This window comes from Pseudomonas sp. C6002 (assembly GCF_013385805.1).
Taxonomy (GTDB): Bacteria; Pseudomonadota; Gammaproteobacteria; order Pseudomonadales; family Pseudomonadaceae; genus Aquipseudomonas.
Window position 1 is genome coordinate 194,273 of the sequence record NZ_JACAPH010000017.1, and the last position, 14,016, is coordinate 208,288.

Genomic DNA, 14,016 nt, shown 5'->3' on the forward strand with positions numbered 1-14,016 from the left:
CGGTTTGATGCCGTATGAATAAAGAAAACATTTGCCTGGGAGGAGCGGCTTATTAAACCGCTTTTTTCCAAAGGCCCCTCATTGGGCGTGCGCCTGTTGGTGCTGGTCGTGCTATCGGTTGCGCTGATGGTGGTCGATGCCCGCTTCACACTGCTCAAGCCAGTGCGTAGCCAGATGTCGCTGGTCCTGATGCAGACGTACTGGATCACTGACCTGCCGCAGCGTCTCTATCAGGGTGTCGCCAGTCAATTTGGCAGCCGCACCGAACTGGTGGCGGAGAACGAAAAACTCAAGACCGAAAACCTGCTGCTGCAGGGGCGCATGCAAAAGCTCGCGGCCCTCACCGAGCAGAACGTTCGGCTGCGCGAGTTGCTCAATTCCTCTGCGCTGGTCAATGAGAAGGTCGAAGTGGCCGAGTTGATCGGTATGGATCCTAACCCCTTCACCCATCGCATCATCATCAACAAGGGTGAGCGCGACGGCGTAGTCCTCGGCCAGCCGGTGCTCGATGCCCGTGGCTTGATGGGCCAGGTGGTGGAGTTGATGCCTTATACCTCTCGCGTGCTGTTGCTGACCGACACCACCCACAGCATCCCGGTGCAAGTCAACCGCAACGGCCTGCGGGCGATTGCCAGCGGTACCGGTAACCCGGAACGCCTGGAGTTGCGTCACGTCGCAGACACCGCCGACATCAAGGAAGGCGACCTGCTGGTCAGCTCCGGCCTGGGTCAGCGGTTCCCGGCAGGCTACCCGGTCGCGACGGTCAAGGAAGTGATCCACGATTCCGGCCAGCCGTTCGCCATTGTGCGTGCCGTGCCGACCGCCGCATTGAACCGCAGCCGTTACCTGTTGCTGGTGTTCAGTGACAACCGCACCCCGGAAGAGCGTGCCAACGAAGCCGCCCAGGCCCAGGAAGCGGAAGACAAGCAAAACGGCACCGCGCCGATCATTCCGGCCACCGTGCCAAAACCGGCGGCACCTGCTGCCCCGGCAGCCGCTCCGGCAACACCAGCCGCGCCGGTTGCGACACCGGTCAAGCCTGTGGCCCATAGCGCGCGTCCGGCCAAGCCTGCGGCTGCAACACCTGCCGCTGCCAAACCGCCCGCCGCCGCCAAACCACCGGCCGCGGCCCCGGCAACCACTCGGCAGAGGGAAGAATAATGGCCGGTACTCATTCGCGTAACGGCTGGATCGTCTGGCTGACCTTTGCCATCGGCTTGCTGCTCAGCGTTTCGCCGCTGCCGCAATTCATGGAGATCCTGCGCCCGCTGTGGCTCGCCTTGCTGCTGGCGTTCTGGGCCCTGGCGCTGCCGCACAAGGTCGGGATGGTCACGGCCATGTGCCTGGGGCTGATGGAGGATGTGCTCTACGGCACCCTGCTCGGGCAGAACGCGTTGATCCTGACCCTGATTACCTTCCTGGTGCTGTCATTGCAGCAGCGCCTGCGGATGTTCCCGATGTGGCAACAGTGCCTGGTGATCCTGGTGATCTTCGGCCTGGCGCAGTTGGTACAGCTGTGGCTCAGCGCCTTGACCGGCAACCGCCAACCGACCCTGGCGCTGGTGTTGCCCGCGCTGGTCAGCGCGCTGTTGTGGCCCTGGGTCAGTTTTGGCCTGCGTGGATTGCGTCGTCGCTATAAAATCAATTGAATGGATCGCGAGGCTCTGCCTGGTTATCGAACCCTACAGGGAGAGTCTGCATGAATTCGCTTTATCTGGCCTCGGGTTCCCCGAGGCGGCGTGAGCTGCTGACACAGATCGGCGTGCCGTTCACCGTCGTCAGCGCCGCCATTGATGAAACTCCCCTTACAAATGAATCGCCCGCGTCCTACGTAGAACGCCTGGCGCGCGGCAAGGCTGCGGCCGGTCGAGCGACCTTGGCCGATGCCACCGGCGCCTGTGTGCTGGGCGCGGACACAGCCGTGATCCTCGACGGCCGGATCCTCGGTAAACCCGTGGATCAAGCCGATGCCCTGGCCATGTTGCTGGCCCTTTCCGAGCGTGAACACGAAGTTTTGACGGCCATTGCCCTGATTGACGGCCAGCGTTGCGAAACGCAGCTGGTCAGCAGTCGTGTGCGCTTTCGCAGGATTTCAGCGGACGAAGCCACGACTTATTGGCACAGCGGCGAGCCCCAGGACAAAGCGGGCGGCTATGCTATCCAAGGCTTGGCGGCGGTGTTCGTCGCCGGACTCAATGGCAGCTACTCTGCCGTCGTTGGCCTGCCGGTCTGCGAAACCGCAGAACTGCTGGGCCAATTCGGCATACCCTGTTGGCAAAACCTTACCGTGCGCTAAACGCCGTATTCCAGCGCCAAGCCTTAAGCGATCGGTCACTATTGTGAAAACGCCTGAACGAGACCCAGCCATGAGTGAAGAGATTCTGATCAATATCACGCCGATGGAATCACGCGTGGCGGTGGTAGAGAACGGTGTTCTGCAAGAAGTGCACGTCGAGCGCACCCAAAAGCGCGGGATCGTCGGCAATATTTATAAAGGCAAGGTCGTGCGTGTGTTACCGGGGATGCAAGCGGCGTTCGTCGACATCGGCCTGGACCGCGCTGCGTTTATCCATGCTTCGGAAATCTCCCTGCGCGAAGGCCCGGCGGTTGAAAGCATCAGCGCCCTGGTGCACGAAGGGCAGAGCCTGGTGGTGCAAGTCACCAAGGATCCGATTGGCTCAAAGGGCGCACGCCTGACCACGCAACTGTCGATTCCTTCGCGCTACCTGGTGTACATGCCGCGCACGGCCCACGTCGGTATTTCCCTGAAAATCGAAGATGAAGCCGAGCGCGAGCGCCTGAAAAAGGTGGTCAGTGACTGCGTGGCGCTGGAAGGTATCAAGGAGGCCGGCGGCTTTATCCTGCGTACTGCCGCAGAAGGTGCCGGTGCCGATGAAATCCTCATGGACATCCGCTACCTGCGCCGCCTCTGGGACCAGATCGGCGCGCAGATCAAGACCATTGGCGCCCCCAGCGTGATCTACGAAGACCTCGGCCTGGCCCTGCGCACCTTGCGCGACCTGGTCAGCCCGAAGATCGAGAAAATTCGCATCGACTCGCGGGAAACCTTCCAGCGCACTACGCAATTTGTTGCCGAGCTGATGCCGGAAATCGCCGATCGCCTGGAGCATTACCCGGGCGAGCGGCCGATTTTCGACCTGTATGGCGTCGAAGACGAAATCCAGAAAGCCCTTGAGCGCAAAGTGCCGCTCAAGTCCGGCGGTTACCTGGTGGTGGACCCGGCGGAGGCCATGAGCACTATCGACGTGAATACCGGTGCCTTTGTGGGCCATCGCAATCTCGAAGAAACCATCTTCAAGACCAACCTCGAAGCGGCCACCGCGATCGCCCGCCAGCTGCGCCTGCGCAACCTGGGCGGGATCATCATCATCGACTTCATCGACATGGAAGACGAAGAGCACCAGCGCCAGGTGCTGCGTACCCTGGAGAAGCAACTGGAGCGCGATCACGCCAAGACCAACATCATCGGCATCACTGAGCTGGGCCTGGTGCAGATGACCCGCAAGCGCACCCGCGAAAGCCTGGAACAAGTGCTGTGCGAGCCGTGCAGCAGTTGCCAGGGGCGCGGTAAGTTGAAGACCCCGGAAACGGTTTGCTACGAGATTTTCCGGGAAATCTTACGGGAGGCACGCGCCTACCAGGCCGAGGGCTATAGAGTCCTGGCTAACCAGAAGGTGGTCGACCGTTTGCTGGATGAAGAATCCGGCAACGTAGCCGAGCTGGAGGGTTTTATCGGGCGCACCATTCGCTTCCAGGTCGAAACCATGTATTCCCAGGAACAATATGACGTGGTGCTGCTCTGATTCGCGTTAGTTCTTATCAACGAGACGGGCAGGCCTTGATCTGCCGTCCGACTATTGCCTTTGAGGGTCGCCTGACATGGAGCGTCTGATACGCTTTTTTGCCGCATTGACCCGCTGGGGCCTCGGCCTGTGCGCCTTGCTGCTGGTATTGGCGGCGGTGTACGTGAGCCTGGGCCGTGAATTGACGCCGTTGGTGGCGGAATACCGTGGCGAAATCGAGGCCAAGGCGCGTACTGCGCTGGATATGCCCGTGAACATCGGCAGCCTGGAAGGGCGCTGGAGTGGCTTCGCGCCGGTATTGTTGGCTCACGACGTGATGGTCGGCGAGGGCAGCAGCGCCCTGCGCCTGGACCAGGTGCAAGTGGTGCCGGATATCTGGGCCAGCCTGCTGGCGCGTGAAGTGCGCATTGCCCACCTGGAAGTCAGCGGCCTGCAAGTCAGCGTGAAGGAAGACCAGGACGGCCACTGGGCGCTGCAAGGCCTGCCGGTGCAGGATGACCAGCCGCTGGATCCCGAACAACTGCTGACGCGCATGCAAATGGTCGGGCAGGTTTCATTGCTCGACAGCCAGGTGACGCTGCAGCCGTTCGACCAGGCTCCGCTGACCTTGACCTATGTCGGCGTGAGCCTGCAGACCGGCGCCAACCGCCAGCGCCTGGACGCGCGCCTGACCCTGCCCGACGGCCAGCCCCTGGCGTTGAACCTGCGCACCCGAATCCGCGCCAGCCAGTGGAAAGACGGCGAAGCCGAGGCTTACCTGAGCTTGCCCCAGAGTGACTGGGCAAAATGGATCCCGGCAAAACTGACCCAGCAATGGAAACTTACCGAACTCAAGGCCGGCGGCGAATTCTGGCTGACCTGGGCCAAGGGCACCGTGCAAAGCGCCGCCGTGCGCCTCAACGCCCCGCAGCTCAAGGGCAGCTATGCCGATCGCAAGCCGACTCATATTGAGAACCTGGCCCTCACTGCGTACCTGCAACGCAGTGACAGCGGCCTCAAGGTGCTGTTTGACTCGCTCGCAATGAACCTCGGCGACACCCGCTGGGAATCGCGCCTGCAACTGCAGCAAACCCTGGCCACCGACAAGGCCCAGGAAGTCTGGAACCTGCAGGCCGATCGCCTCGACCTGACGCCGATCACGCCATTGCTGCACGCCTTGGCACCCTTGCCGGAAGCCGTGGCCACCACCCTGGATCATCTGAAGGCCACCGGCACGCTGCGGAACGTGTTGCTGGATTATCGGCCTCAAGACACCACCGACCAGCGCGTGAGCTTCGCGGCCAACCTCGACCGTATTGGTTTCGACGCTTACTTCGGCGCGCCGGCAGCCCGCAATGTCAGCGGCAGCATCAGCGGTGACCTGGGCAAGGGTGAGCTGCGCATGGACAGCAAGGATTTCTCCTTGCACCTGTTTCCGATCTTCGCCAAGCCCTGGCAGTACATCCAGGCCAACGCTCGCCTGACGTGGAAGCTCGACAAGGAAGGCTTCACCCTGATCGCGCCGTATATCAAGGTGCTGGGCGAGGAGGGCAAGGTCGCCGCCGACTTCCTGATTCGCCTGCATTTCGACCATAGCCAGGAAGACTACATGGACCTGCGGGTCGGTATGGTCGACGGCGATGGCCGCTTCACCCCCAAATACCTGCCGGCGGTGTTGAGCCCGGCGCTCGATGAGTGGCTGCGCACTGCGATTCTCAAGGGGGCAGTGGACGAGGGCTTCTTCCAGTACCAAGGCTCGCTGAACCACGACGCACTGCCTGCCTCGCGCAATATCAGCCTGTTCTTCAAGGTGCATGATGCCGAGCTGGCATTCCAGCCGGGCTGGCCGCACGTGAGCAAGGTCAAGGGTGAAGTGTTTGTCGAGGAAAGCGGCGTGCGCATCCTGGCCAGCAAGGGCCAGTTGCTCGACACCAAGGTCAATGATATCTACGTCAACATTCCCCACGCCCCCGAAGGCAAGGACAGCCACCTGCTGCTCACCGGCAACTTTGCCGGTGGCCTGGGCGATGGCCTGAAAATCCTTCAGGAAGCGCCGATCGGCACCGCCTCGACCTTCGCCGGCTGGAAAGGCGAGGGCGACCTGCAAGGCAAGCTGGACCTGGATATTCCCCTGGCCAAGGGCGCCGATCCCAAGATCGTGGTGGATTTCAAGACCGACAAGTCCCGCCTGCAACTGGCCGAGCCTACGCTGGACCTGAGCCAGCTCAAGGGTGATTTCCGCTTCGACAGCGCCAAGGGCCTGAGTGGCCAGAACATCAGCGCCCAGGCCTTCGACCGACCGATCACCGCGCAGATTTTCGCCGATGGCAAGCCAGGCGACCTCAACACCCGCGTCACCGCGAAAGGGCAGGTGACCGTCAAGCGGCTGACTGACTGGCTGAAGGTCAGCCAGCCGTTGCCGGTGTCCGGCGATATCCCCTACCAATTGCAGCTCAACCTCGATGGCGCCGACAGCCAGTTGATGGTCAGCTCCAATCTCAAGGGCGTGGCCGTGGACCTGCCGGCGCCGTTCGGCATGCCGGCGAGCCAGGGCCGCGACAGTGTGTTCCGCATGACCTTGCAGGGTAAGGAGCGCCGTTACTGGTTCGATTATGGCGAGTTGGGCAGCTTCACCTTCGCCGCCCCGGCGGACAATTTCGCCGACGGCCGGGGTGAGCTGTTCCTGGGAGATGGCGATGCGGTGTTGCCGGCCGGCAAGGGCTTGCGAATCCGCGGCGTGTTGTCGGAGCTGGATATCGACCCCTGGAAAAAGCTCGTGGACCGCTACGCCGGCAACGACCCGGGTGGCAGTGCCAAGCAGTTGTTGAGCGGGGCCGATTTCAAGGTCGGCAAGTTGACCGGTTTCGGCACCCAGTTCGACCAGGTCAGCTTGCAGCTGGACCGCAAACCCGCTGCCTGGGGCTTGCAGTTCGACAGCCAGCAGGCCAAGGGTACCGTGGGGTTGCCGGACGCCAAGGGCGCGCCGATTGCAGTCAACCTGCAATACGTGAAGCTGCCTGCGGTGGATCCGACCGTGCAGGCGGATGAAAATGCGCCGGACCCATTGGCTGATGTTGATCCCAAGGATATTCCCGCGCTGGATATCTCGATTGCCCAGTTGTTCCAGGGCCCGGACCTGGTAGGTGCCTGGTCTCTGAAAGTTCGCCCGACCACCAGGGGCATGGCGTTCAACAGCCTGAACCTGGGGCTCAAGGGCATGGTGCTCCAGGGCGCCGGCGGTTGGGAAGGTGCACCCGGTGCCAGCAGCAGTTGGTACAAGGGCCGCCTCGATGGCAAGAACATTGGCGACGTGCTCAAGGGCTGGGGATTTGCGCCGAGCGTGACCAGCGAAGATTTTCACGTGGACGTGGACGGCCGCTGGCCGGGTTCGCCGGCCTGGGTAGGTCCCAAGCGTTTCTCCGGCAGCCTGGACGCCAGTTTCCGCAAAGGCCAGTTTGTTGAAGTGGACGGCGGTGCGCAGGCCCTGCGGGTGTTTGGCTTGCTGAACTTCAACTCCATCGGTCGCCGGTTGCGCCTGGACTTCTCGGACCTGCTTGGCAAGGGCTTGAGTTATGACCGGGTCAAGGGCTTGCTGGCCGCCAGTAACGGCGTGTTTGTAACCCGTGAGCCGATCACCATGACCGGCCCGTCGAGTAACCTGGAGATCAACGGCACCCTGGACCTGGTGGCAGACCGCGTCGATGCCAAGTTGCTGGTGACGCTGCCGGTCACCAACAACCTGCCGATTGCTGCATTGATCGTCGGCGCGCCGGCCATTGGCGGGGCGCTGTTCCTGATCGACAAGCTGATTGGCGACCGTGTTTCGCGTTTCGCCAGCGTGCAGTACAAGGTAGAAGGCCCGTGGAAGGACCCGAAAATCACCTTCGACAAGCCATTTGAAAAGCCAAACTGAGTACCTGTGGAGTAGCATGGCCGCATGCCTTTTCTGGAGTGTGGGCCCATGTCCTTTGCGGTAATTCAAATGGTCAGCCAAAGCGATGTGCTGGCCAACCTGGCTCAGGCTCGGCGCCTGCTGGAGCAAGCGGCGGCGGGCGGTGCAAGGCTTGCGGTACTCCCGGAAAACTTCGCCGCCATGGGCCGTCGCGATGTGGCCGATATCGGTCGCGCCGAGGCCTTGGGCGAAGGTCCGATCCTGCCATGGTTGAAACAGACCGCCCGCGACCTCACCTTATGGATAGTGGCCGGCACTTTGCCGCTGCCCCCAAAGGACCAACCGAACGCCAAGTCCAATGCCTGCTCGCTGCTGATCGATGATCAGGGCGAAATCGTTGCCCGCTACGACAAGCTGCACCTGTTCGATGTCGATGTGGCCGATGCCCGGGGTCGTTATCGTGAATCCGATGACTATGCTCATGGTAGCCAGGTGGTCGTCGCGGATACGCCCGTCGGCCGCCTGGGGCTGACGGTGTGTTACGACTTGCGCTTCCCGGAGCTATACAGCGAATTGCGCGCTGCGGGTGCCGAGTTGATCACCGCGCCCTCGGCCTTTACAGCGGTAACCGGCGCCGCGCACTGGGATGTGCTGATCCGTGCGCGTGCCATCGAGACCCAGTGCTACCTGCTGGCGGCCGCCCAGGGTGGCGTGCATCCGGGGCCCAGGGAAACCTTCGGGCATGCAGCGATCATCGACCCATGGGGGCGCGTGCTGGCACAACAGGATCAAGGCGAGGCGGTGTTGTTGGCCGAACGCGATAGCAGCGAACAGGCGTCGATACGGACGCGCATGCCGGTGGCGGGCCACCGGCGCTTTTTCTCGCAGGGCGCACAGCGACCTGCTTCAGAACGATGAATTTAAGGCCAAACCTATGAGCGAGTTGTTGTCCTCAGTCAGTGAACACCTCCTGGCGCCTGGTGGCGTGACCATCGAAAGCTTGCAAACGGTCCTCGGCGATCTGGCCGGGCCAGGCATCGACGCGGCCGACCTGTATTTCCAGGGGCAGATTTCCGAGTCCTGGGCTCTGGAAGACGGGATCGTCAAGGAAGGCAGCTTCAACCTCGACCAAGGCGTGGGTGTGCGTGCGCAGTCCGGTGAAAAAACCGGCTTTGCCTACAGCAACGCCATCACCCTGGAAGCCCTGGGGCTGGCGGCTCGCGCAGCGCGTTCGATCTCCCGTGCCGGGCAAAACGGCACGGTGCAGGCGTTCAGCACCCAGGACGTGGCCCAGCTGTATGCCCCGGATAACCCATTGGAAGTGATCAGCCGCGCCGAAAAGGTCGAGCTGCTCAAGCGTGTGGACGCGGCGACCCGCGCCCTGGATCCGCGTATCCAGCAAGTCACCGTAAGCATGGCCGGGGTGTGGGAACGCATCCTCGTGGCCTCCACCGATGGCGGCCTGGCGGCGGATGTGCGGCCGCTGGTGCGCTTCAATGTCAGCGTGATCGTTGAACAGAATGGCCGTCGCGAGCGCGGTGGCCATGGCGGCGGTGGGCGTACCGACTACCGTTATTTCCTCACCGAAGACCGCGCCATGGGGTATGCCCGTGAAGCGTTGCGCCAGGCCCTGGTCAATCTGGAAGCAATTCCGGCCCCGGCGGGTACGTTGCCGGTGGTATTGGGCTCTGGCTGGTCCGGCGTGCTGCTGCATGAAGCGGTGGGCCACGGCCTGGAAGGTGATTTCAACCGCAAGGGCAGTTCCGCCTACAGCGGGCGCATGGGCGAGATGGTTGCGTCCAGGCTCTGCACCATCGTCGATGACGGTACCCTGGCCGGGCGTCGCGGTTCGTTGAGCGTCGATGACGAAGGCACCCCGACCGAGTGCACCACGCTGATCGAAAACGGTGTGCTCAAGGGCTACATGCAAGACAAGCTCAACGCGCGCCTGATGGGCGTGGCCCGCACCGGTAACGGTCGTCGCGAGTCCTACGCGCACCTGCCGATGCCGCGCATGACCAACACCTACATGCTCGGCGGCGAAAGCGATCCGGCCGAAATCATCGCCTCGGTGAAACGCGGCATCTACTGCGCCAACCTCGGTGGTGGGCAGGTGGATATCACCAGCGGCAAGTTCGTGTTCTCTACCAGCGAGGCGTATTTGATCGAAGACGGCAAGATCACCGCGCCGGTCAAGGGTGCAACGTTGATTGGCAACGGCCCGGAAGCCATGAGCAAGGTGTCGATGGTCGGTAACGACCTGTCGCTGGACAGCGGTGTGGGGACGTGCGGCAAGGATGGTCAGTCGGTGCCGGTGGGTGTCGGCCAGCCAACCTTGAAAATCGATGCGATCACCGTGGGTGGCACGGGGTCGTAAGAGCGGGAGCTTCGGGTGGCGAAGGCCGCCACCCGGGGAAGAGGGTCAGCGCAGGCCGCGTTGACTATCGTCCAGCTCACGGATGTATTTGAAGATTTTTCGGCTGGAGGCCGGTGGCTTGCTTTGCGCCAGTTCGTGCTGGGCCTGACGGATCAGGGAGCGCAATTGTTGGCGATCGGCATCCGGGTACTCGATGACGAACTTCTCCAGTACCGCGTCATCGCCAGCGATCAGGCGATCACGCCAGCGTTCCAGGTTATGGAAGCGCTCGTTGTACTGGCGAGTGGAGGCATCGAGTTGATCGAGCAACGTCAGAATGGCGTCAGTGTCCTGGTCGCGCATCAGTTTGCCGATGAACATGAGGTGCCGTTTACGCGCGATATTCGCGGTGTGCTTGGGCGCATCGTTCAGAGCCCGGCGCAGGGCGTCGGTCAATGGCAGTTTTGCACACAAGTCAGGCTTGAGTGTTGTAAGGCGCTCGCCGAGGTCAACCAGAGCATGCAGCTCGCGTTTGACCTGAGATTTGCTTTTCTCCCCATCGAGGGAGTCGTCGTAAGAATCAACCATGGTGGCAGTCCGCAAAGAAACGCCGCCATGATAACCAGTCGGGGGCCGCTTGTCCGGCCCGGTCGCTAGAAGGCCTTAACCGAAAGCAGAATTTGAGTGGAGAAAACCATGAGTGCAGCCCAAAGCGTCGGTCCGCAAGCGTTACCGGCACTGCAGGAACAAGTCGAGCAGATCATTGCCGAGGCCAAGCGCCAGGGGGCCAGTGCCTGTGAAGTGGCGGTGTCCCTGGAGCAGGGGTTGTCGACATCGGTGCGCCAGCGGGAAGTGGAAACCGTCGAATTCAACCGCGACCAGGGGTTTGGCATCACCTTGTACGTGGGCCAGCGCAAGGGCTCGGCCAGCACTTCTGCCAGCGGCCCGGAAGCGATTCGCGAAACCGTTGCTGCAGCGCTGGCGATTGCCAAGCACACCTCCGAAGATGAAAGCTCCGGCCTGGCTGATGCAGCCCTGATGGCTCGGGACTTGAAGGATTTTGACCTGTTCCATGCCTGGGACATCACCCCGGAACAGGCTATTGAACAGGCACTGACCTGTGAAGCGGCGGCATTCGATGCCGACAGCCGGATCAAGAACGCCGATGGCACCACCTTGAGTACTCATCAGGGTTGCCGCGTATACGGCAACAGCCACGGTTTTATCGGCGGTTATGCCTCGACGCGTCACAGCCTGAGCTGCGTGATGATCGCCGAAGCCAACGGCCAGATGCAGCGTGATTACTGGTACGACGTGAACCGCCAGGGCGAATTGCTGATGGACCCGGTACTCATCGGCCAGCGTGCCGCGCAGCGTGCTGCCAGCCGCCTGGGCGCGCGCCCGGTGCCGACCTGTGAAGTGCCGGTGTTGTTCTCGGCGGAACTGGCCGGTGGTTTGTTCGGCAGTTTCCTTGGGGCGATTTCCGGCGGCAACCTGTACCGCAAGTCGTCGTTCCTGGAAGGCGCGATTGGCCAGAAGCTGTTCCCGGAATGGCTGACCATCGATGAGCGCCCGCACCTGATGCGCGCCATGGGCAGTTCGTCGTTTGACGGTGATGGCCTGGCCACCTATGCCAAGCCGTTCGTCGAGAACGGTGAGCTGGTGTCCTATGTGCTGGGCACCTACGCCGGTCGCAAACTCGGCCTGCCAAGCACCGCCAACTCCGGTGGCGTACACAACCTGTTCATCACCCATGGCGATGAAGACCAGGCGGCGCTGTTGCGGCGCATGGGCCGTGGCTTGCTGGTCACCGAGTTGATGGGCCATGGCCTGAATATGGTCACGGGTGATTACTCCCGTGGTGCGGCGGGTTTCTGGGTGGAAAACGGCGAAATCCAGTTCGCCGTGCAGGAAGTGACCATCGCGGGCAACATGCGTGACATGTTCAAGCAGATTGTCGCGGTGGGTAATGACCTGGAACTGCGCAGCAACATCCGCACCGGTTCGGTGTTGATCGAAAAGATGACCGTCGCCGGCAGCTAATCCGCCGACAGACGCCATAAAGAAGGCGCGCCACCCATTGGGTGGCGCGCCTTTTTTTGTGCCTGGAATTCCGGGTGATTCCCTCAGGCTCTTGTTTTGATTCTCAATATCATTTAATAATAAATATCATTACCGGATGAGTGTGGATCATGAGTTCTGTCCTGCATGAGGATCCCTACCTGGAAAGCTGGCGTTGGATGAGTCGTCAGATTCGTTGCGGCCTTGCTCCCGACGAGCCCCGCCTGATCGAACATTACCTGGCCGAAGGCCGGTACCTCGCCTGTTGCACTGCGACCCACCCGTGGACCATCGGCGAAACCTCATTCCGCCTGCTGCTGGACACCGCCTCCGACATCGCCTTGCCCTGGCACTGGCGGTCCATGTGCCTGGACCAGGCCTGGCGCCCGTTGCGCGACCTGGAAAAACTTTCCCACTGTGCCTGCCGCCTCAAGCGCTGGCAGGCCTTTGCCTGGCAATTGGCGACCTGCGAATTGCTTCCATCCATTTCTCACTCTGACCTGGTGCAAGGATCTTCCGATGAGTAACACCCGTATCGAACGCGACAGCATGGGCGAACTGCAAGTGCCCGCCGAGGCCCTGTATGGCGCACAAACCCAGCGTGCGGTGAACAACTTTCCCATCAGCCACCAGCGCATGCCGGCGCAGTTCATTCGTGCGTTGATCCTGGCCAAGGCTGCCGCCGCTAAAGCCAACGTCGAGCTGAAACAACTGAGCGAAGCCCAGGGCAAGGCCATCGTTGATGCCGCCCAAGGCTTGCTGGAAGGCGATTTCATGCAGCATTTCCCGGTGGATATCTTCCAGACCGGTTCCGGCACCAGCTCCAACATGAACGCCAACGAAGTGATTGCGACCCTCGCCAGCCGCTTGCTGGGCGAGCCGGTCAACCCTAACGATCACGTCAACTGCGGCCAGAGCAGCAACGACATCATCCCCACCACCATTCACGTCAGCGCGGCGCTGGTGCTGCATGAGCAAACCCTGCCGGCGCTGCTGCACCTGGTCCAGGTGATCGAGCACAAGGCCGAGGAGGTGCACCGTTTCGTCAAGACCGGTCGGACGCATCTGATGGACGCCATGCCGGTGCGCATGAGCCAGGTGCTCAATGGCTGGGCGCAGCAGCTCAAGGCCAATATCGGTCATCTGCAAGACCTGCTGCCGAGTTTGCAGGCGCTGGCCCAGGGTGGCACTGCAGTCGGCACCGGGATCAATGCGCATCCGGAGTTTGCAGCGCGCTTCAGCCAGCAACTGAGCAGCCTGACCCACGTCCAGTTCACCCCAGGCAAGAACCTGTTCGCGCTGATCGGCTCCCAGGACACGGCCGTCGCGGTCTCCGGGCAGCTCAAGACCACCGCCGTGTCCCTGATGAAAATCGCCAACGACCTGCGCTGGATGAACTCCGGCCCATTGGCGGGCCTTGGTGAAATCGAGCTGGAAGGCCTGCAGCCGGGCTCTTCGATCATGCCCGGCAAGGTCAACCCGGTGATCCCGGAAGCCACCGCCATGGTTGCCGCACAAGTCATCGGCAACGACACGGTGATTACCATCGCCGGCCAGTCCGGCAACTTCGAACTCAACGTGATGCTGCCGATCATTGCCCAGAACCTGCTCGGCAGCCTGGAGTTGCTGGCCAACTCCAGCCGCCTGCTGGCCGACAAGGCCATCGCCAGCTTCAAGGTCAACGAAGCCAAGCTCAAGGAAGCGCTGTCGCGCAATCCGATCCTGGTGACCGCACTGAACCCGATCATCGGTTACCAAAAGGCCGCCGAAATCGCCAAGAAGGCCTATCAACAAGGCCGCCCGGTGATTGATGTGGCGCTCGAACATACCGACTTGCCCCGCAGCCAACTGGAAATCCTGCTGGATCCGGAAAAGCTCACGGCTGGCGGCGTGTAATCACCGAC

11 protein-coding genes are annotated in these 14,016 nt (G+C 62.0%); 10 read left to right on the forward strand and 1 reads right to left on the reverse strand.

Annotated elements, in window-relative coordinates; all coding sequences use genetic code 11:
• Positions 1–51: 51 nt before the first annotated feature.
• The 7 genes from mreC (at position 52) to tldD (ending at position 10,072) form a co-directional block, all read left to right on the forward strand.
• Entirely contained in the window at positions 52–1,161 is a 1,110-nt protein-coding gene (mreC, locus tag HX817_RS11205) for a rod shape-determining protein MreC (RefSeq protein ID WP_080673268.1), read from the forward strand.
• Entirely contained in the window at positions 1,161–1,649 is a 489-nt protein-coding gene (gene mreD / locus HX817_RS11210) for a rod shape-determining protein MreD (protein WP_003216081.1), read from the forward strand. The genes mreC and mreD overlap by 1 nt, the downstream gene beginning before the upstream one ends.
• A 50-nt stretch (positions 1,650–1,699) precedes the next feature.
• Positions 1,700–2,296: a nucleoside triphosphate pyrophosphatase gene (locus HX817_RS11215; protein ID WP_003216083.1), complete on the forward strand. Its 597-nt coding sequence runs from the start codon at positions 1,700–1,702 to the stop codon at positions 2,294–2,296.
• A 70-nt stretch (positions 2,297–2,366) separates the two neighbouring features.
• The gene (gene rng / locus HX817_RS11220) at positions 2,367–3,824 is read left to right on the forward strand and encodes a ribonuclease G (RefSeq protein WP_003216085.1); all 1,458 of its coding nucleotides are present in this window, start codon (positions 2,367–2,369) and stop codon (positions 3,822–3,824) included.
• A gap of 76 nt (positions 3,825–3,900) precedes the next feature.
• Positions 3,901–7,716 carry a YhdP family protein gene (locus tag HX817_RS11225; protein ID WP_177040254.1) on the forward strand — a complete coding sequence of 1,272 codons (3,816 nt, stop codon included), beginning with the start codon at positions 3,901–3,903 and terminating at the stop codon, positions 7,714–7,716.
• A gap of 48 nt (positions 7,717–7,764) precedes the next feature.
• Positions 7,765–8,613, forward strand: a complete 849-nt coding sequence (locus tag HX817_RS11230; protein WP_008437218.1) for a carbon-nitrogen hydrolase family protein — start codon at positions 7,765–7,767, stop codon at positions 8,611–8,613.
• A 16-nt stretch (positions 8,614–8,629) separates the two neighbouring features.
• Positions 8,630–10,072 carry a metalloprotease TldD gene (tldD, locus tag HX817_RS11235; protein WP_003216090.1) on the forward strand — a complete coding sequence of 481 codons (1,443 nt, stop codon included), beginning with the start codon at positions 8,630–8,632 and terminating at the stop codon, positions 10,070–10,072.
• Positions 10,073–10,117: 45 nt separating this feature from the next.
• On the opposite strand, the gene yjgA is transcribed toward tldD, so the two are convergent.
• Positions 10,118–10,639: a ribosome biogenesis factor YjgA gene (gene yjgA / locus HX817_RS11240; protein ID WP_003216092.1), complete on the reverse strand. Its 522-nt coding sequence runs from the start codon at positions 10,637–10,639 to the stop codon at positions 10,118–10,120.
• Positions 10,640–10,747: 108 nt separating this feature from the next.
• Between yjgA and pmbA the strand changes: the two genes are divergently transcribed.
• The 3 genes from pmbA to HX817_RS11255 all read left to right on the forward strand — a co-directional run bounded on the left by pmbA (position 10,748) and on the right by HX817_RS11255 (position 14,008).
• The gene (pmbA, locus tag HX817_RS11245; protein ID WP_003216094.1) at positions 10,748–12,094 is read left to right on the forward strand and encodes a metalloprotease PmbA; all 1,347 of its coding nucleotides are present in this window, start codon (positions 10,748–10,750) and stop codon (positions 12,092–12,094) included.
• Between the two features lie 149 nt (positions 12,095–12,243).
• Positions 12,244–12,639, forward strand: coding sequence for a FagA protein (locus HX817_RS11250; protein WP_087692868.1), 396 nt, complete (start codon positions 12,244–12,246; stop codon positions 12,637–12,639).
• Entirely contained in the window at positions 12,632–14,008 is a 1,377-nt protein-coding gene (locus HX817_RS11255) for an aspartate ammonia-lyase (RefSeq protein ID WP_008434316.1), read from the forward strand. The genes HX817_RS11250 and HX817_RS11255 overlap by 8 nt, the downstream gene beginning before the upstream one ends.
• Positions 14,009–14,016: the final 8 nt, after the last annotated feature.

Excerpts from the sequence above, each read along its gene's own strand:
- rng (WP_003216085.1), top strand. The coding sequence starts at position 2,367 with ATGAGTGAAGAGATTCTGATCAATATCACGCCGATGGAATCACGCGTG.
- tldD (WP_003216090.1), top strand. The coding sequence starts at position 8,630 with ATGAGCGAGTTGTTGTCCTCAGTCAGTGAACACCTCCTGGCGCCTGGT.
- pmbA (WP_003216094.1), top strand. The coding sequence starts at position 10,748 with ATGAGTGCAGCCCAAAGCGTCGGTCCGCAAGCGTTACCGGCACTGCAG.
- mreD (WP_003216081.1), top strand. The coding sequence starts at position 1,161 with ATGGCCGGTACTCATTCGCGTAACGGCTGGATCGTCTGGCTGACCTTT.
- HX817_RS11230 (WP_008437218.1), top strand. The coding sequence starts at position 7,765 with ATGTCCTTTGCGGTAATTCAAATGGTCAGCCAAAGCGATGTGCTGGCC.
- HX817_RS11255 (WP_008434316.1), top strand. The coding sequence starts at position 12,632 with ATGAGTAACACCCGTATCGAACGCGACAGCATGGGCGAACTGCAAGTG.
- HX817_RS11215 (WP_003216083.1), top strand. The coding sequence starts at position 1,700 with ATGAATTCGCTTTATCTGGCCTCGGGTTCCCCGAGGCGGCGTGAGCTG.
- HX817_RS11250 (WP_087692868.1), top strand. The coding sequence starts at position 12,244 with ATGAGTTCTGTCCTGCATGAGGATCCCTACCTGGAAAGCTGGCGTTGG.
- yjgA (WP_003216092.1), bottom strand. The coding sequence starts at position 10,639 with ATGGTTGATTCTTACGACGACTCCCTCGATGGGGAGAAAAGCAAATCT.
- HX817_RS11225 (WP_177040254.1), top strand. The coding sequence starts at position 3,901 with ATGGAGCGTCTGATACGCTTTTTTGCCGCATTGACCCGCTGGGGCCTC.